Origin of the sequence: Klebsiella sp. 141161 (assembly GCF_050600815.1) — a bacterium.
Taxonomy (GTDB): Bacteria; Pseudomonadota; Gammaproteobacteria; order Enterobacterales; family Enterobacteriaceae; genus Klebsiella; species Klebsiella aerogenes.
This window is the reverse complement of record NZ_JAQIRN010000011.1, coordinates 33,006-51,505: the sequence shown is the minus strand read 5'-3', so window position 1 is coordinate 51,505 and position 18,500 is coordinate 33,006. Positions and strand designations below refer to the sequence as shown.

Here is an 18,500-nt window from a genome sequence, read left to right as displayed (position 1 = left end):
CAGCGTAGCGCAAGCCGGGACAGGGTTAAGTACGCTTATACAGCGGCAGCCAGATTGTTAAACGCAGCCCACCCAGCGGGCTATCGTCGGCTTTAACCCAGCCGCGATGTTGCTGAATCGCCGTTTCGACAATCGCCAGCCCCAGACCGGTGCCGCCGGACTCGCGATCGCGAGCCTCGTCGGTACGATAGAACGGACGGAAAATCTGTTCGCGATCCTCCGGGCTGACGCCCGGGCCGTCATCATCGACGTTGACCGTGATTCCGTCTTTATCCACCGAGAAACTGACGGAAATTTTCGTGTGCGAGTAGCGCAGCGCGTTGCGCACGATATTTTCCAGCGCGCTTTCCAGCGCATTAGGGTTACCGTACAGCGGCCAGGGGCCCGGCGGATACTCAACGGTAAATGATTTCCCCATCTGTTCGGCTTCAAATGCCGCGTTGTCCAGCACTTCGCCCCACAGCTGATTCGCTTTCACCGTCTCGCTGACCAGCGCGTTTTTCGCCTGATTACGCGACATCACCAGCAGGTCGTTAATCATGCTATCCAGCCGGTGCGCTTCGGTTTCGATACGCTCCAGCTCTTTGCTTTCACCGCTGCGGCGGCGCAGCAACGCAGTGCCTAACTGCAGACGGGTTAACGGCGTGCGTAGCTCGTGCGAGATATCCGACAGCAGCCGCTGCTGGCTGGTCATCATTCGCTCAAGCGCGGTCACCATCTGGTTGAAGCTGGCCCCGGCGGCCAGAAACTCCTGCGGACCGGCTTCCAGTTCAGGATGCTGCCGCAGGTTACCCTGGGCAACTTCGTCGGCGGCGTTTTTCAGTTTGCGCGCCGGTTTCGCCAGACTCCACGCCAGCCAGAGCAGCAGCGGGGCGCTGACCAGCATCGTCACGATAAGCAGTAATAGCGGACGGTCAAACAGCAGGTTGATGAAGTCGGATTGTGAAGTGCTGGCAGGGCGGATGAGATAAAGTTGATAATTATCTTCACCATCCCTGACGGAAAACGGGCCGACCATCTCCAGGCGTCCGTAACGCTTCTTCTGCGGATGATCGGCATTATCGGCCTGGCCGATAAAGTTACGAATGATCTGCATTTCGTTGCGTTCTGCGCCGATCACGCGGCCTTCGCTGGTGACCAGCAGCAGTCGCTGCCCCGGCGGCGCCCACTTATCGATGGCGCGAAACAGGCGTCGCCACCACATCAGGTCGTTCGGCGGGTCGTTCGCCAGTTCGGCCTCGACGTGCTGCTCAATCATGATGCCCTGACGTTGCTCGCTTTCCAGCAGCTCGGTCATCTGGCGCGAGTCCAGCTTGGGCAACATCAGTACCAGCATCAACACCAGCGCCAGCGTGAGCCAGAAGATGGCGAAGATGCGTGCGGTTAAACTTCCAATCATGAAGCAGAAACCATCAGATAGCCGCGTCCGCGCAACGTTTTAAACCACGGATGGCCGTCTTTGCGCTCCGGCAGCTTACGCCGCAGGTTGGAAATATGCATATCGATAGCGCGGTCGAACGGCGTCAGCCGCTTGCCCAGCACTTCCTGGCTTAAGTGTTCACGTGACACCACCTGACCCAGATGCTGTGCCAGCAGATACAGCAGAGTGAACTCGGTACCGGTCAGCTCCAGCGTTTGCCCATCAAAATTGGCTTCCTGACGACCCGGATTGAGGCTTAACGCATCCACTTCCAGGGTCGGAGAACCGGATTCAGTGGTCTGCTGCTGCTCGCTCCAGTGGGAACGACGCAGAATCGCGCGTATACGGGCCACCAGCTCGCGATCGTTAAACGGCTTAGGCAAATAGTCATCCGCCCCGAGTTCGAGGCCGAGAACGCGATCCAGCTCGCTTCCGCGCGCCGTTAGCATGATAACCGGGGTCTGGTGTGTCTGACGTAATTCTTTAAGCGTGTCGATACCGTTTTTCTTCGGCATCATCACATCAAGCAAAAGGAGATCAATGCTGTCGTCAAGAAGCGCCAGCGCCTGTTCACCGTCATGGGCAACGAGCACATTAAAACCTTCCATATCGAGCAGCTCTTTTAACAGGGAGGTGAGCTCCCGGTCATCATCAACTAACAGGATTTTATTCATTGTTTAAATACCTCCGAGGCAGAAATTACGTCATCAAGGCTCGCTAATCCATGACTTTACGTTGTTTTACACCCCCTGACGCATGTTTGCAGCCTGAATCGTAAACTGTCTCTCGTTGAATCGCGACACAAACGTTTTGGGAGTATGTGATGCGCAATGTTATCGCTGCCGTCATGGCCTCAACGCTGGCGCTAAGTGCTACTAGCCAAGCCGCTGAAGTCGTTACCGGCGTTAACTGGCTCCACGGTGAAGAGGGAGCCCAGCGCAGCGGCCAGAGCCATATGTTTGACGGCATAAGTCTAACCGAACAGCAACGACAGCAGTTACGGGATCTTATGCAACGGGCGCGCCATGACCGGCTCCCTGTTAATGTTAGCGAACTGGAGACAATGCATAGTCTTGTCACCGCAGATAAATTTGATGAAAGCGCTGTGCGCGCTCAGGCAGAAAAGATGGCGCAGGAACAGGTTGCCCGCCAGGTAGAAATGGCGAAAGTCCGCAACCAGATGTACCACCTGCTAACCCCTGAGCAGCAAGCGGTTTTAAATGCTAAGCACCAGCAGCGTATGGATCAGTTGCGTGAGGTTGCAAGGATGCAGAAAGGCTCAGCCATGATGCTTTCCAGTAGTAGCAGTACCGTGCAACCCAAGTAACAAACCCTGTTTTCCTTGCCATAGACACCATCCCTGTCTTCCCCCACATGATGTGGGGGTTTTTTTTGTCTTTTTTTCGCCTCAGCCGCCGCATGCCCGTTCATCTTCCGGGTAAAAGTTCAGGTTATACTAAGCGCATCGCCGGAAAAGGAGCGTTTATGAATCAATCTTATGGGCGGCTGGTGAGTCGCGCGGCTATTGCCGCGACGGCGATGGCCTCCGTGTTACTTTTGATCAAAATTTTTGCGTGGTGGTATACCGGTTCGGTGAGTATTCTGGCGGCGCTGGTGGATTCGCTGGTGGATATTGCCGCCTCGCTGACCAACCTGCTGGTGGTGCGTTACTCACTACAACCCGCTGATGAAGAACATACTTTTGGCCATGGGAAAGCGGAATCGCTGGCGGCGCTGGCGCAGAGCATGTTTATTTCCGGTTCGGCGTTGTTTCTGTTCCTGACCGGGATCCAGCATCTGATTCGCCCTGAACCGATGCAGGCGGCAGGCGTCGGGATGGTGGTAACGCTGATTGCCTTGATAAGCACCCTGATGCTGGTGACCTTTCAGCGCTGGGTGGTCAGAAAAACCCAGAGCCAGGCCGTGCGTGCGGATATGCTTCATTATCAGTCTGATGTTATGATGAACGGCGCTATTCTTATCGCCCTCGGCCTCTCCTGGTACGGCTGGCACCGCGCCGATGCGCTGTTTGCATTAGGGATTGGCATCTATATTTTATATAGCGCCCTGCGTATGGGTTACGACGCGGTGCAATCGTTATTAGACCGCGCGCTTCCGGATGAGGAACGTCAGGAAATCATCAGTATCGTGAATAGCTGGCCCGGCGTCAGCGGCGCGCACGATCTACGAACGCGGCAGTCAGGGCCGACTCGCTTTATTCAAATACATTTGGAAATGGAAGATAACCTCCCTCTGGTACAGGCGCACGTGATTGCCGACCAGGTGGAGCAGGCTATTTTGCGCCGTTTCCCGGGATCGGATGTCATCATCCATCAGGATCCCTGTTCTGTGGTGCCGCCGGCGCGGCAGGGCGTTTTTTGAGCTTTCGGTTATAGTCTGTAAACTCGATGTAAAAATGTGGGGCGGGTAGGCATTTTTTGTATAAATTACCGCCATTTGGTCTGACCTGAATCAATTCAGCCAGAAGCGTTTGATATACTATTGCAATTATCGTCGTGCACTCCTGGTATGGGAGCGCTTCAGGCAACAGGATTATTTTTTGCTTCCTAAGTTCAGAGGTAGTCATGATTAAGAAAATCGGTGTGTTGACAAGTGGCGGTGATGCGCCGGGCATGAACGCAGCAATTCGCGGCGTTGTGCGCGCGGCATTAACGGAAGGTCTGGAAGTTTTTGGAATCTATGACGGTTACCTCGGCCTGTATGAAGATCGTATGGTTCAGCTTGACCGTTACAGCGTGTCCGACATGATCAACCGTGGCGGTACCTTCCTCGGCTCCGCTCGCTTCCCGGAATTCCGTGAAGAGCATATTCGCGCTGTCGCCATTGAAAATATGAAAAAGCGCGGCCTGGACGCGCTGGTTGTTATCGGCGGCGACGGTTCCTATATGGGTGCGATGCGTCTGACCGAGATGGGTTTCCCTTGCATCGGCCTGCCGGGCACCATCGACAACGACATCAAAGGTACTGACTACACCATCGGTTTCTTTACCGCGCTGAGCACCGTTGTTGAAGCGATTGACCGCCTGCGTGACACCTCCTCTTCGCACCAGCGTATCTCTGTGGTGGAAGTGATGGGCCGCTATTGCGGCGATCTGACTCTGGCGGCGGCGATAGCCGGCGGCTGTGAGTTCATCATGGTGCCGGAAGTAGAATATACCCGCGACGATCTGGTGGCCGAAATCAAAGCCGGCATCGCGAAAGGTAAGAAACACGCGATCGTGGCCATCACCGAGCACATGTGCGACGTTGACGAACTGGCGAGCTTCATTGAGAAAGAAACGGGCCGTGAAACCCGTGCTACCGTGCTGGGTCACATTCAGCGCGGCGGCTCTCCGGTTCCTTACGACCGTATTCTGGCTTCCCGCATGGGCGCATATGCTATTGAACTGCTGCTGCAGGGCTTTGGCGGCCGCTGTGTCGGTATCCAGAACGAGAAGCTGGTTCACCACGACATCATCGATGCTATCGAAAATATGAAGCGTCCGTTCAAGTCTGACTGGATGGATTGCGCGAAGAAACTGTACTAAGTTTCTCGGCATAACAAAAAGGCCTTCTCACTGAGAAGGCCTTTTTTCGTAGCGTATAAAACCGAGCGAGCCATGCTCGGTATGCTATTTATCGACAAGCGTGGGATTCGATTTCAAGGGCGAAATTGAACCTTGCGTTGCAAATGATAATTTTCTAGCGATTGGCTTAACAGCTCAGAAAAAACAGAATGATTTTCTTGAGCGATTGTTAATTTTAACGCCGCTTCTAAAGTATCTATTTCTTCATCTTCAAGTGGTCTGCCGGTGGCTATCTCCAGCCGATTTTCTTGCCAGCGGTAGCGCGTAGGGATCGTATCGTGCCAGGTTCTGTATTGGCTCTGGGGATTAGTCGCTTCACCCCATGTCTTGACGCCTTTTCCCGTCGCTTTCTTTTGTGTAACGTTTATCATCTTTTCGGTATCTGAAAAGTATTTTGCCATCTCTCGCAAAATTTGTTGTTTTTGCGAATTGTCCAGCGTTGCAAATTGCAGTGTTACCTGGGTCGATGGATAGCCAACGATTTCTTTGTATTCCTTTTCAAAGGTCGCTGCGTTACGTGGAAGAGATACCGCACCGATAAATATAATGAAAGCTGCTCCTAAGCGTAATGACGCAGCAAGGGCATAGGGCGGTTGGGCTAAAATCAGGATGCGAAATCCTCGATATAGTAGCCATGGTATCGAAATAAAGCTGAGGAAATAGAGTATTTCATGCAAGTCATGCACTCCTTTGCGCTTGTGTGAGCGATTAACCATCCTGGTTATAAAGAAAAGGCAGGCTGCGCCTGCCTTTCAATGCTAGTGCTATTCGATATCCAGCGCATCCTCGGAAAGGATGATACCGGTATTGTCAGCATACAGATGATCGCCGGAGAAGAAGGTAACGCCGCCGAAGTTGACGCGCACGTCGCTTTCGCCGATACCTTCCCCAGCAGCGGCCACAGGAATGGCGGCTAACGCCTGGATACCGATATCTAAATCTTCCAGGTCGTCAACCTGGCGCACCGCGCCATAGACCACCAGCCCTTCCCATTCGTTCTGTACCGCCAGACGCGCCAGGTCTGCGTCAATTAACGCGCGTCGTACGGAACCGCCGCCGTCGATAAGGAGAATATGACCACGGCCATTCTGCTCGAGCAGATCGTAGAGCAACCCGTTATCCTCGAAACATTTTACCGTAATGATCTGTCCACCAAACGACGACCGCCCTCCAAAGTTGGAAAACAGCGGTTCCACGACATTGACATCTTCCTGGTAGATGTCGCAAAGCTCGGAAGTATCGTATTTCATAGGCTTAACGTTCAGTTGCTGCGAGAATTTTTAGTATATCCCGTGAACTGCATTGTTTGCAAAATCATCAATTGTTAATTGATATTTGTCAGTTATGCCGCCAGCTTACTGCCGATAATCCCGATGACAAACAGCAGGTTGGTTAATAATGCCGCTTTGACCGTGCGTTCGAGCATCGGACGCATCGCCACCGGTTCGCGCTCACGCATGACGAAACGCGCCTGTTTCACCAGTAGCGGAATGGCGAGAATAAACAGCCAGCCCCACAGGCTGCGCAGCGCCAGCAGGTTAAACAGCGCCAGGCAGAGCGGAGCGCCGAGCAGCAGGACGCTGTGATAACGGCGGGCGTTCACCGGCCCCAGACGGACCGCCAGCGTATTTTTACCGTTCTGACGGTCGCTATCGATATCGCGCAGGTTATTGATATTCAGCACCGCGGCGGCCAGCAGACCACAGGCTGTAGCGGGCAGGAAAATAACCGCGTCGATGCTGTGCGCCTGTAGATACCAACTGCCGACAACGCTCAGCCAGCCGAAGAAAACCAGCACCGAGATATCGCCAAGGCCAATATAGCCGTAAGGACGCGTGCCGACGGTATAAGTGATAGCCGCGATAATCGACAACCCGCCGAGCACCATAAAGCCGATGAAGTCCGCCATTGTCTGCCAGGCGGAGAACAGCAACGCCAGGCCGGAAAGGCAAATCAGCGCTACCGTTACGATCAGCGCGCGTTTCATCTGCGATTGGGTGATGGCGCCTTTTTGCATTCCGCGCAGCGGCCCGATACGGTCAGGTTTATCGCTGCCTTTAACGGCGTCGCCATAATCATTGGCGAGATTAGATAAAATTTGCAGCAAACCGGCGGTAATAAGCGCCAGCAGCGCGACCAGCGGATCGAAGTGGCCTTGCTGCCACGCCAACGCGGTGCCGACGACGATAGCGGCGAACGCCAGAGGTAATGTTTTGGGACGCAGGCTTTCAAGCCAGGCCTTAGTGCGTGTTATCGGTTGTTCAGTCATTTCTTTCAGCCAAAAAAATGGGGCTATCATAGCCCCATCGTGTGTGATGAAAATGCATTGAACCGGATTATAGGATAAAACGGCTCAGATCTTCATCTGCCACCAGAACATCCAGGTGTTTACCGACATAATCACCGTCGATGGTCACCGTCTGGCCGTTCATTTCGCTGGCATCATAAGAGATGTCTTCGATCAGACGTTCCAGCACCGTGTGCAGGCGACGCGCGCCGATATTTTCGGTGGTTTCGTTAACCTGCCATGCCGCCTGAGCGATACGCTTGATACCATCTTCAGTGAATTCGATATTCACGCCTTCGGTGGCCATCAGCGCTTTGTACTGCACGGTGATGGAAGCATTCGGCTCGGTCAGAATACGTTCGAAATCATGGGTGGTCAGCGCTTTCAGCTCAACGCGGATCGGCAGACGGCCCTGCAGTTCCGGGATCAAATCTGATGGGCTGGCGACCTGGAATGCGCCGGAGGCGATAAACAGAATGTGATCGGTTTTCACCATCCCGTGTTTAGTGGAGACGGTGCAGCCTTCCACCAGCGGCAGCAGGTCGCGCTGAACGCCTTCACGAGACACATCCGGGCCGGAGGAGTTGCCGCCGCGCTTACAGATTTTGTCGATTTCGTCGATAAACACGATCCCGTGCTGTTCAACGGCGTCGATAGCTTCTTGCTTCAGCTCTTCCGGGTTAACCAGCTTCGCCGCTTCTTCTTCGATAAGCAGCTTCATCGCGTCTTTGATTTTCAGCTTACGCGGTTTTTGTTTCTGGCCGCCCAGGTTCTGGAACATGGACTGCAGCTGGCTGGTCATCTCTTCCATGCCCGGAGGGGACATGATTTCAACGCCCATCGGCGCCGCGGCGAGGTCGATTTCGATCTCTTTGTCGTCAAGCTGGCCTTCGCGCAGTTTCTTGCGGAATGCCTGGCGCGCAGCGGAAGGTTCCTGCGGCTGTTCAGCCTGGCCCCAGTTATTTTTCGCCGGCGGGATCAGTACGTCGAGGATACGCTCTTCGGCCATTTCTTCGGCGCGATAGCGGTTTTTATCGATGGACTGCATGCGGACCATTTTGATCGCGGCGTCGGTCAGATCGCGGATGATGGAGTCCACTTCTTTACCAACATAGCCCACTTCGGTGAACTTGGTCGCTTCAACTTTGATGAACGGCGCGTTGGCCAGTTTCGCCAGGCGACGGGCGATTTCGGTTTTACCGACGCCGGTCGGGCCTATCATCAGAATGTTTTTCGGCGTGACTTCATGACGCAGCTCTTCATTAAGCTGCATACGGCGCCAGCGGTTACGCAGGGCGATAGCAACAGAACGCTTGGCTGCGTCCTGGCCGATAATATGTTTGTCCAGTTCGCTGACAATTTCGCGTGGGGTCATTTCAGACATGGGAGATCCTTACGCTTTAGAAGGTAATTCTTCGATGGTGTGGAAGTGGTTGGTATAGATGCAGATATCCCCTGCAATATCCAACGCTTTCTCGGCGATGTCGCGAGCGCCCATTTCGGTGTTTTCCAGCAGCGCGCGAGCGGCGGCCTGGGCATATGGCCCGCCGGAGCCAATCGCAATCAAATCGTTTTCTGGCTGAACCACGTCGCCGTTACCGGTGATGATAAGCGACGCGTTTTCGTCAGCGACGGCGAGCAACGCTTCCAGTTTGCGCAGCATGCGGTCGGTACGCCAGTCTTTCGCCAGCTCAACGGCGGCTTTCACCAGATGGCCCTGATGCATCTCGAGCTTACGTTCGAAAAGTTCGAACAGGGTGAAGGCGTCAGCGGTGCCGCCAGCGAAACCAGCGATCACTTTGTCGTTGTACAGACGACGCACTTTCTTCACGTTGCCTTTCATCACGGTGTTGCCCAGCGTGGCCTGGCCATCACCGGCGATAACGACATGGCCGTTACGGCGAACACTAACTATTGTTGTCACGAGCAGACCCCTTGGTTGCAAAAGCGGAATAGGGGCCCCGCGCGTTACGCGGGGCAGAATGCAATTATAGATGGGGGGGATTTTTGGGGTTTCAACCCCTGGCGGCGAGACGAATGCAGTTTGCGTGCCCGGCCATCTTGAGACGGTTGATCATATCGTTGGCGTTCTCTTTGCCTTTCAGCGGCCCAATCACCACCCGATTCCAGCCGTTGTTGGTGGTGATATGCGAAGCAAAGCCCTCAAAAGCCAACTGAGCGCGTACGGTTTCGGCCTGCTCAGCGCCTTTAAAGGAACCACACTGAACCATCCAGCTGCGATCGTCTTTCTTTTCGGCGGCTGCGGCTTTCGGCGCTTCCTCCACGCGGGCGACCGGCGCGGCGGCCTGGCTTTTCGGTTGCGCGGTGGTGTTATGCGCCGGCGTCTGCAGCAGATCCTGGTACGGCTGCTGGTTGGACGCGGTTTGCTTCGGCTGCTGTTGCTGCACCGGCTTCGGCTGCTGGACGCGCGGCTGTTGCTGCACAGTTTGCTGCTGAGTCTGCGCCCACTGTTGCTGCTGCGCCTGCTGCTGTTGCTGCGCCAGACGTTGACGCTGCAGCGTCTGCTGACGCTGCGCCGGCGTTTGTTCGTTCCACGGCACTTCGGTCAGCTGCGTGGGCTGCTGACGCATATCCGCCTGCATTTGCGCCAGCAACTGGCGCTGCTCGTCGGTAAGCTGCTCGGGTTTCATCACTTCGCCGCCGGCGGTTGGCTCAGTCGGCGCGCGAACGCCCGGCTGGCGGCTTTCCAGCTCTTTAATATAGCGCCAACGCTCTTCCGGCTTCGGCGGGAGACCATTGCCTGCCGCCTGACGGTTCTGCAGCGCTTCCGCTTCTTCTTTCTTGTGATGGGTAATGAAATACAGACCACCGATAAAGGCCACCAGCACGGCCGCTGCGATCGCAACCATAGTCGGTGAAATCGCCGGAAGGCTGCTTTGCTTGTTCCTTGAGCTTCGGGAGCTGCTCTTTTTGCGCCGCGAAGGAGCCGGTTGGCTGCGGCGTACATAATCTCGTTGTGCCACTATCGTTTCGCTGTCTTATATTCGTTCGTCAGCCCGCCATGTTACTTAAGCGGCGGGCCTTTGACCAGAAGAGCAGGCCCGAAAGCCTGATGGTTATCGTCTGATTTTTTGCGTACTGCCGCGAACGATCAGTTCGCAATCGAGCAGACGCGAGCCGCTGTTGACGTTACGGCCCTGCATTTGCTCGAGTAAAAGCAGCATTCCTTCACGGCCGATATCAAAACGCGGCTGTGAAACGGTGGTTAACGGTGGATCGCAAAATTCAGACAACGCGATGTTATCAAACCCAACAATCGATAAATCTTCCGGCACCCTCAGGCCGCGACGTTTGGCCAGCGACAACGCGCCCAGCGCCATAACGTCGCTATGGCAAAAGACCGCCGTCGGCGGCACCGGCTGCGCCAGCAGTTGCTCCAGCGCGTTGGCCCCGGCTTCAAAGGTAAAGTTGCCGCGGGCGATGTAGTGCGGATCGACGGTGATACCGCTGCGGCGCAGCGCCTGAACGTATCCCTGCAGCCGGTAATGGCACAGCGGCATATCCTCCGGCCCGGCGATACAGCCGATACGTTGATGCCCCAGTTCGTGGAGATAATTAACGGCATTAAACGCGGCGGTCAGGTTATCGATATGCACGGTAGGGAGCTCCAGCTCCGGCGCAAACTCGTTCGACATGACCATCGGCGGCAAATTACGCTGCTCTTCGACGCTGGCGTCGAACGGCAGGCGCGAGCTCAGCAGCACCATACCGTCAATTTGTTTGGTGATAATGAGATCAATAAAGGTTTTTTCTTTCTGATTCTGATGGGCGCAATCGCCGATCAGCACCAGATAGCCTTCGTCGGCGGCGGTCACTTCAATGCCGCGAATCACCTCACTGAAGAAGGGATCGCAAATATCCGGCACGATCACAAGGATCGTCCGCGACTCATTGCGTTTCATGTTACGCCCGAGCGATTGCGGTAAATAGCCGACTTCCTGCGCCGCCTGCTCCACCCGACTGCGGGTTGCCTGCGACACTTTGTCGGGATTCATTAGCGCACGGGATACGGTTGCCGTTGAAACGTTTGCCTTCAGGGCGACGTCTTTCATGGTGGCGGCAACCATTTGTTTTTTGGGCTTCACCTGGTTTCTCCTCGCTGACTGCGCAGACACATCCCTTGCGTGCTGACATCAGCAACATTTTTAACAGATAGTACAGCCTGAGAGTTACAGAATTTTCATGAAAAACGTGACGGTTGTTGAATTTTTCGATCCGCCTCGCAAGAGAAGACTTAGCCTTCAATAGGATCGACATCCAGCACCCACTTCACTTTACGCGCTTCCGGCAAGGTGTTTATCAACGCCAGCGTACCGCTGACGATATGTTGTAGACGTATGCGGGAAGGGTGCTGCAGCAGAATTTGCCAGCGCCAGCGACCGCCGCGCTTTGGCGCCAGCGCGGGGACCGGGCCGAGTACCCACAGTTTATCATCGGCCAGCGGGCTGGCCTGCAGCAGGTTACGTAACTGCTGTAAAAACAGCGGCGCCTGCTGGTTATTATGGTCTTCGGCGCGGATCAGCACGTGACTGGTCCACGGCGGTAGCTGCATGGTTTGCCGTTCCGCCAGCGCCTGCTCGGCAAACGCATCGTAGCCTTTATACAGTAGGGTTTGCAGCAGCGGGTGTTCCGGATGGTGGGTTTGCAGGATTACTTCACCCTGTTTGCCCGCGCGCCCGGAACGGCCGGAGACCTGGGTATAGAGCTGGGCAAAACGCTCCGCCGAGCGGAAATCGGCGGAAAACAGCGCGCCGTCGACATCCAGCAGCGACACCAGGGTGACGTCCGGGAAATGATGTCCCTTAGCCAGCATTTGGGTGCCAATCAGAATGCGCGCGCCGCCGCGATGGACGTCGGCAAGATATTGCTCCAGCGCCCCTTTACGGCTGGTGGTATCGCGGTCGATACGTGAGATTGGCACATCAGGGAACATCGGCGCCAGCGCCTGCTCCAGCTGTTCGGTCCCGAGACCCACTGGCACCAGGTGTGTCGATCCGCAGGAAGGACATTGGCGTGGAATGGGACGCTGGCTGTCGCAGTGGTGGCAGCGCAGATGGTGCTGCGCCTGATGCAGGGTGTAGTAACTATCGCAGCGCGGGCACTCCGCTATCCAGCCGCAGTCGTGGCACAGCAGCGCCGGGGCGAAACCGCGGCGATTTAAAAACAGGATCACCTGATTGTCGGCCTGCAGATGCTGTCGCATGCGGTTAATCAGCGCAGGCGATAGGCCCGCCTGCAACTGCTGGCCTTTTAAATCCAGCACGTGCTGCTGTGCCGGACGGGCATTGCCCGCGCGTTTCGTCAGCTTTAACTCACGGTACTTACGCTGGCGTACGTTGTAGAGCGTCTCCAGCGCCGGGGTTGCCGAGCCGAGGATAATCGGGATCTGTTCGCTATGGGCGCGCCAAACTGCCAGGTCGCGAGCGTGATAACGCCAGCCTTCCTGCTGTTTATAGGAGCTATCGTGTTCTTCGTCGATGACAATAACGCCGAGATCTTTAAACGGCGTAAACAGCGACGAGCGGGTGCCGATGACGATCGGCGCTTCGCCATTTTTCGCCTTTAACCATGATGCGAGGCGCTCGCTGTCGTTGAGACCCGAATGCAGGACCTCCACCGGAGCGTTAAAACGCTGGCGGAAGCGGGCGATAGTCTGCGGCGTCAGGCCGATTTCCGGCACCATTACCAGCGCCTGCCGACCCTGCGCCAGCACGTTCTCCAGCACGCTCAGATAGACTTCCGTTTTCCCTGAGCCGGTAATACCCGCCAGCAGCCAGGCGGAGAAACGGTCCGAGGCGCTATGAATTGCCCCGACGGCGGTCGCCTGCTCGGTATTCAGGCGCAGCCGTTCGCCGGGCACAGCGAAGCTGGTCCGCCAATCGCTAATGGCTGGGGATTCGCTGGCCAACTCCGCCAGCCCTTTGCCGCGCAGCGCCTGTAGCGCCGCGTCATTGAATTCAAGTTCTGCGACCTGATAGCGCCAGATTTTGCCCTGGCGCAGCGCTGCCAGCGCCTGCTGCTGTTTCGGCGAGCGTTTAAGGCTGTTGATATCCAGCGCTTGTCCCTGTTCCGTCGCAAACCAGTACCACATTGGCGCGGCGCTGGCCGGTTTGCCCTGGCGCAGCATAATCGGCAGCGCGTGGAACAGCACATCGCCGATGGGATGATGATAGTAATCCGCGGCCCATAGCAACATGCGCCAGACGGTAGAGGAAAAAACCGGTTCGCTATCCAGCGCTTCGGCGACCGGTTTGAGTTCGGCGAGCGGGAGTTCGCTACGCTCGCTGACCGACACCACGATACCGATTCGCTCCTGTTTGCCGAACGGCACGCGTACGCGACAGCCTGCTTTGACCAGGATGCCTTCAGGCAACAAATAGTCAAAGGTGCGGGGCAGCGGAACGGGCAGGGCGACATGAGCGACGGACATGGAATCTTCCTGACTTGAAATCTGGCGGGATAGTATACACATTACCGAAGGCGACGCGGATAAGTTTGCATCTGCTGGTCAAATTCTGTATGATTCGCCGCCTTTGGTGCGCTTTATGCCGCATCAAACATCCCAAAACCCGGGAAATTCGTTAAGCTGGTATGCGCCAGCTGTGCGAAGGTCGTCGGGAAATTATTAATATCGCGTGGTGTCTGGCGTTAGGGCTGGAAGAGCGACGCGGCCTTAACTGAGGTTCTCCCATGAAAAAAGGTATTCACCCAAATTACGAAGAAATTACTGCTACCTGTTCTTGCGGTAATGTCATGAAAATCCGTTCCACCGTTGGTCACGACCTGAACCTCGACGTGTGCGGTAAATGCCACCCGTTCTACACCGGCAAACAGCGTGATGTTGCTACCGGTGGCCGTGTTGACCGCTTCAACAAGCGCTTCAGCATCCCGGGCAGCAAGTAAGTTGCCAGAAAGAGCCGCCTCAGGGCGGCTTTTTTGTATCCTTCGTCTGGCCAGGCCGAGGGATAAAAAAAGCGGAAGATGTCTTCCGCTTTTTTTATGTCTTAGTATTCCCACGTATCCGGGTCGATACCCAGTTCACGCATAATCTCTTTCGCCGCTTCCGGGATTTCATCGCTGCGCTCTTTACGCAGGTCTTCATCGTTAGGTAACGGTTGACCGGTAAAGGCATGCAGGAACGCCTCGCACAGCAGTTCGCTATTCGTGGCGTGACGCAGGTTATTCACCTGACGACGCGTGCGTTCATCGGTGAGGATCTTTAACACCTTCAGAGGAATGGAAACCGTAATTTTTTTTACTTGCTCACTCTTCTTACCGTGCTCAGCGTATGGGCTGATATATTCGCCGCTCCATTCAGCCATGAGATACCTTAATCCTCTGTTTATTAGTTAAGGGCCAGAACATTACGCCCGGCCATAATTGCGCGTAGTTTACCGTATGAGCGCGCTTTCCGACATGAGATAAGCCGCCGCCGACGTGCGCTAATGCATATAATTTTAACGGCTATTTGTCTTTTGCTCAATCTATACGCAAAGAAGTTTAGATGTCCAGATGTATTGACGTCTATTGTGACAATGATTACTCTGAGGCCTGACTTCTCACCGAACAGCCCAGGAACTGTCCAAACATGACGCGTAAACAGGCCACCATTGCAGTGCGTAGCGGTTTAAATGACGACGAACAGTACGGTTGCGTTGTCCCGCCGATTCACCTCTCCAGCACCTATAATTTCACCGGTTTCAATGAACCTCGCGCCCACGATTATTCCCGTCGCGGCAACCCGACTCGCGATGTCGTACAGCGCGCGCTGGCGGAACTGGAAGGCGGCGCGGGCGCGGTACTGACCAATACCGGAATGTCGGCTATCCTGCTGGTGACCACGGTGTTCCTGAAACCGGGCGATCTGCTGGTGGCACCGCACGATTGTTATGGCGGCAGCTATCGTCTGTTTGACAGCCTGGCGAAACGCGGCTGCTATCGCGTGCGCTTTGTCGATCAAAGCGATGAGCAGGCATTACGTGAAGCATTAGCGGAACAACCGAAGCTGGTGCTGGTCGAAAGCCCGAGCAACCCATTGCTGCGGGTGGTCGATATTGCGAAAATCTGCGGGCTGGCGCGTGAAGCCGGCGCAGTGAGCGTGGTGGATAACACCTTCCTGAGCCCAGCGTTGCAAAATCCGCTGGCGCTGGGCGCCGATCTGGTGTTGCATTCGTGCACCAAATATCTCAACGGCCACTCTGACGTGGTCGCCGGGGTGGTGATTGCCAACGATCCTGAAACTGTCACCGAACTGGCATGGTGGGCGAATAATATCGGCGTCACCGGCGGGGCGTTTGATAGCTATCTGTTATTGCGTGGTTTGCGTACCCTTTCTCCGCGAATGGAAGTGGCGCAGCGCAACGCGCAGGCGATAGTCGACTATCTGAAAACCCAGCCGCTGGTGAAAAAGCTGTATCATCCGTCCCTGCCGGAAAATCAGGGGCACGAGATTGCAGCGCGTCAGCAAAAAGGTTTTGGAGCGATGCTAAGCTTCGAGCTCGATGGCGATGAGCAGACGCTGCGTCGCTTCTTGAGCGGTTTATCGCTCTTTACGCTGGCGGAATCGTTGGGGGGCGTTGAGAGCCTGATTTCCCATGCGGCGACGATGACGCATGCGGGCATGGCGCCGGAAGCGCGTGCGGCGGCAGGGATCTCGGAAACGCTCCTGCGTATTTCGACCGGTATTGAAGATGGTGAAGATTTAATTGCCGACCTGGAAAATGGCTTCCGGGCAGCAAACGAGGAATAAAGATGAGTGTGATTGCGCAGGCAGGGGCGAAGGGTCGTCAGCTGCACAAATTTGGTGGGAGTAGTTTAGCGGATGCGAAATGTTACCTGCGCGTCGCCGGGATCATGACCGACTATGCGCAGGCAGGCGATATGATGGTCGTTTCTGCCGCCGGTAGCACCACCAACCAGCTGATTAGCTGGCTGCAGCTAAGCCAGACCGATCGTCTTTCTGCGCATCAGGTGCAACAAGCGCTGCGTCGCTATCAAATGGATCTGATCGCCGGCCTGTTGCCGGCGGACGCCGCTGACGCGCTGATCGCGACGTTTATTCACGATCTTGAACGTCTGGCGGGCCTGCTGGATAGCGGCATCACCGATGCGGTATATGCTGAAGTCGTCGGCCACGGCGAAGTGTGGTCCGCGCGCCTGATGGCGGCGGTACTGAACCACCTTGGCGTTGAAGCCGCCTGGCTGGACGCGCGCGCTTTCCTGCGCGCGGAACGTGCCGCGCAGCCGCAGGTTGATGAAGGCTTGTCCTACCCGTTGTTACAACAGTTGATGGCGCAGCACCCCAACAAACGGCTGGTGGTGACCGGCTTTATCGCTCGTAACAATGCCGGGGAAACCGTACTGCTGGGCCGTAACGGTTCCGACTACTCCGCCACCCAAATTGGCGCGCTGGCCGGGGTCTCCCGCGTCACCATCTGGAGCGATGTGGCCGGGGTTTACAGCGCCGACCCGCGTAAAGTGAAAGATGCATGCCTGCTGCCGCTGCTGCGTCTTGATGAAGCCAGCGAGCTGGCTCGCCTGGCGGCGCCGGTACTGCACGCGCGTACGCTACAGCCGGTTTCCGGCAGCGATATCGATTTACAGCTGCGCTGCAGCTACACCCCCGACCAGGGTTCGACGCGCATTGAGCGCGTGCTGGCATCCGGCACCGGCGCGCGTATTGTCACCAGTCACGACGACGTCTGCCTGATTGAATTCCAGGTGCCTGCCGGGCAGGATTTCAAGCTGGCGCATAAAGAGCTGGATCAGATTTTCAAACGCGCGCAGCTGCGCCCGCTGGCGGTGGGCGTGCATGCCGACCGTAAGCTGCTGCAGTTCTGTTACACCTCTGAGGTGGCCGATAGCGCGCTGAAGCTGCTGGACGAGGCGGGCCTGCCGGGCGAGCTGCGTCTGCGCCAGAAGCTGGCGCTGGTCGCGATGGTCGGCGCGGGCGTGACCCGCAATCCATTGCACTGCCACCGTTTCTGGCAGCAATTGAAAGGGCAGCCGGTAGAGTTTACCTGGCAATCGGAAGAGGGTATCAGCCTGGTGGCGGTACTGCGCGCCGGCCCAACCGAGAGCCTGATTCAGGGGCTGCATCATTCCGTGTTCCGTGCTGAAAAACGCATCGGTCTGGTGCTGTTCGGCAAAGGCAATATCGGTTCCCGCTGGCTGGAGTTGTTCGCGCGCGAGCAGAGCACGCTTTCCGCCCGTACCGGCTTTGAATTCCTGCTGGCCGGGGTGGTGGATAGCCGCCGTAGCCTGCTGAACTATGAAGGCCTGGATGCCAGTCGCGCATTGGCATTCTTTGAAGATGAAGCGGTTGAGCAGGATGAAGAGTCGCTATTCCTGTGGATGCGCGCGCACCCTTATGATGATTTAGTGGTGCTGGACGTGACCGCCAGCGAGCAGCTGGCCGATCAGTATCTGGATTTCGCCAGCCACGGCTTCCACGTGATCAGCGCCAATAAGCTGGCGGGCGCCAGCAGCAGCGATAAATATCGCCAGATCCACGACGCCTTCGAAAAAACCGGCCGTCACTGGCTGTATAACGCCACCGTCGGCGCAGGCTTGCCGGTTAACCATACGGTGCGCGATCTCATCGACAGCGGCGATACCATCCTGGGGCTGAGCGGTATCTTCTCCGGTACGCTCTCCTGGCTGTTCCTGCAGTTTGACGGCACGGTGCCATTTACCGAACTGGTGGATCAGGCCTGGCAGCAAGGGCTGACCGAACCGGATCCGCGCGTTGACCTGTCAGGTAAAGACGTGATGCGCAAGCTGGTGATCCTGGCGCGCGAAGCTGGTTACAATATCGAGCCGGATCAGGTGCGCGTGGAATCGCTGGTTCCGGCGCATTGCGAAGAGGGCTCGGTTGACCACTTCTTTGAGAACGGCGAAGAGCTGAACGAACAGATGCTGCAGCGCCTTGAAGCCGCCCGTGAAATGGGGCTGGTGTTGCGTTACGTGGCGCGTTTTGATGCCAACGGTAAAGCACGCGTCGGGGTCGAAGCGGTGCGTCAGGAGCATCCGCTGGCGGCGCTGCTGCCGTGCGATAACGTCTTCGCTATCGAGAGTCGCTGGTATCGCGATAACCCAATGGTGATTCGTGGGCCAGGCGCGGGTCGCGATGTTACCGCCGGGGCTATTCAGTCAGATATTAACCGTCTGGCGCAACTGCTGTAAT

Annotated in this window: 17 protein-coding genes; 6 read left to right on the top strand and 11 right to left on the bottom strand. The window is 56.3% G+C overall.

The annotated features are described in order from the left end of the window. Positions 1 to 25: 25 nt before the first annotated feature. Both cpxA and cpxR read right to left on the bottom strand, forming a co-directional pair. Positions 26 to 1,399: an envelope stress sensor histidine kinase CpxA gene (gene cpxA / locus PGR79_RS22270; protein WP_015368938.1), complete on the bottom strand. Its 1,374-nt coding sequence runs from the start codon at positions 1,397 to 1,399 to the stop codon at positions 26 to 28. Further along, a complete protein-coding gene (gene cpxR / locus PGR79_RS22265; RefSeq protein WP_015368937.1) occupies positions 1,396 to 2,094 on the bottom strand; it encodes an envelope stress response regulator transcription factor CpxR in 699 nt (232 codons plus the stop codon). The genes cpxA and cpxR overlap by 4 nt, the downstream gene beginning before the upstream one ends. A 149-nt stretch (positions 2,095 to 2,243) precedes the next feature. On the opposite strand from cpxR, the gene cpxP reads away from it, so the two are divergent. The 3 genes from cpxP to pfkA all read left to right on the top strand — a co-directional run bounded on the left by cpxP (position 2,244) and on the right by pfkA (position 4,968). Beyond that, positions 2,244 to 2,747 carry a cell-envelope stress modulator CpxP gene (cpxP, locus tag PGR79_RS22260; RefSeq protein WP_015368936.1) on the top strand — a complete coding sequence of 168 codons (504 nt, stop codon included), beginning with the start codon at positions 2,244 to 2,246 and terminating at the stop codon, positions 2,745 to 2,747. Between the two features lie 158 nt (positions 2,748 to 2,905). Then, positions 2,906 to 3,802 carry a CDF family cation-efflux transporter FieF gene (gene fieF, locus PGR79_RS22255; protein ID WP_015368935.1) on the top strand — a complete coding sequence of 299 codons (897 nt, stop codon included), beginning with the start codon at positions 2,906 to 2,908 and terminating at the stop codon, positions 3,800 to 3,802. Between the two features lie 203 nt (positions 3,803 to 4,005). Continuing rightward, positions 4,006 to 4,968: a 6-phosphofructokinase gene (gene pfkA / locus PGR79_RS22250; protein WP_015368934.1), complete on the top strand. Its 963-nt coding sequence runs from the start codon at positions 4,006 to 4,008 to the stop codon at positions 4,966 to 4,968. A 113-nt stretch (positions 4,969 to 5,081) separates the two neighbouring features. Here pfkA and PGR79_RS22245 read toward each other — a convergent pair whose 3' ends face one another. The 8 genes from PGR79_RS22245 to priA form a co-directional block, all read right to left on the bottom strand. Then, a complete protein-coding gene (locus PGR79_RS22245) occupies positions 5,082 to 5,684 on the bottom strand; it encodes a hypothetical protein (protein ID WP_113374898.1) in 603 nt (200 codons plus the stop codon). An 87-nt stretch (positions 5,685 to 5,771) separates the two neighbouring features. Further along, a complete protein-coding gene (rraA, locus tag PGR79_RS22240) occupies positions 5,772 to 6,257 on the bottom strand; it encodes a ribonuclease E activity regulator RraA (RefSeq protein WP_015703948.1) in 486 nt (161 codons plus the stop codon). A 92-nt stretch (positions 6,258 to 6,349) separates the two neighbouring features. Continuing rightward, positions 6,350 to 7,276, bottom strand: coding sequence for a 1,4-dihydroxy-2-naphthoate polyprenyltransferase (gene menA / locus PGR79_RS22235; protein ID WP_113374920.1), 927 nt, complete (start codon positions 7,274 to 7,276; stop codon positions 6,350 to 6,352). A 67-nt stretch (positions 7,277 to 7,343) separates the two neighbouring features. Beyond that, entirely contained in the window at positions 7,344 to 8,678 is a 1,335-nt protein-coding gene (hslU, locus tag PGR79_RS22230; protein WP_045395296.1) for an HslU--HslV peptidase ATPase subunit, read from the bottom strand. A 9-nt stretch (positions 8,679 to 8,687) separates the two neighbouring features. After that, complete coding sequence (hslV, locus tag PGR79_RS22225) at positions 8,688 to 9,218, bottom strand: ATP-dependent protease subunit HslV (RefSeq protein WP_015368930.1); 531 nt, start codon at positions 9,216 to 9,218, stop codon at positions 8,688 to 8,690. A 91-nt stretch (positions 9,219 to 9,309) separates the two neighbouring features. Beyond that, on the bottom strand, positions 9,310 to 10,278 hold the full coding sequence (gene ftsN / locus PGR79_RS22220; protein ID WP_113374899.1) for a cell division protein FtsN: 969 nt from the start codon (positions 10,276 to 10,278) through the stop codon (positions 9,310 to 9,312). 93 nt (positions 10,279 to 10,371) lie between these two features. Further along, positions 10,372 to 11,400, bottom strand: coding sequence for a DNA-binding transcriptional regulator CytR (cytR, locus tag PGR79_RS22215; RefSeq protein WP_015368928.1), 1,029 nt, complete (start codon positions 11,398 to 11,400; stop codon positions 10,372 to 10,374). Between the two features lie 149 nt (positions 11,401 to 11,549). Further along, the gene (gene priA / locus PGR79_RS22210) at positions 11,550 to 13,745 is read right to left on the bottom strand and encodes a primosomal protein N' (protein ID WP_430922525.1); all 2,196 of its coding nucleotides are present in this window, start codon (positions 13,743 to 13,745) and stop codon (positions 11,550 to 11,552) included. A 260-nt stretch (positions 13,746 to 14,005) separates the two neighbouring features. Between priA and rpmE the strand changes: the two genes are divergently transcribed. Beyond that, positions 14,006 to 14,218: a 50S ribosomal protein L31 gene (gene rpmE, locus PGR79_RS22205; RefSeq protein WP_087858736.1), complete on the top strand. Its 213-nt coding sequence runs from the start codon at positions 14,006 to 14,008 to the stop codon at positions 14,216 to 14,218. 101 nt (positions 14,219 to 14,319) lie between these two features. Here the strand turns inward: rpmE and metJ are convergent, their stop codons facing one another. Next, entirely contained in the window at positions 14,320 to 14,637 is a 318-nt protein-coding gene (gene metJ / locus PGR79_RS22200) for a met regulon transcriptional regulator MetJ (protein ID WP_004107547.1), read from the bottom strand. 266 nt (positions 14,638 to 14,903) lie between these two features. On the opposite strand from metJ, the gene metB reads away from it, so the two are divergent. Together metB and PGR79_RS22190 are read left to right on the top strand one after the other, a co-directional pair. Further along, positions 14,904 to 16,064: a cystathionine gamma-synthase gene (gene metB, locus PGR79_RS22195; RefSeq protein ID WP_113374901.1), complete on the top strand. Its 1,161-nt coding sequence runs from the start codon at positions 14,904 to 14,906 to the stop codon at positions 16,062 to 16,064. A 2-nt stretch (positions 16,065 to 16,066) separates the two neighbouring features. After that, positions 16,067 to 18,499: a bifunctional aspartate kinase/homoserine dehydrogenase II gene (locus PGR79_RS22190; RefSeq protein WP_113374902.1), complete on the top strand. Its 2,433-nt coding sequence runs from the start codon at positions 16,067 to 16,069 to the stop codon at positions 18,497 to 18,499. The last annotated feature ends 1 nt before the right edge of the window (position 18,500 follow it).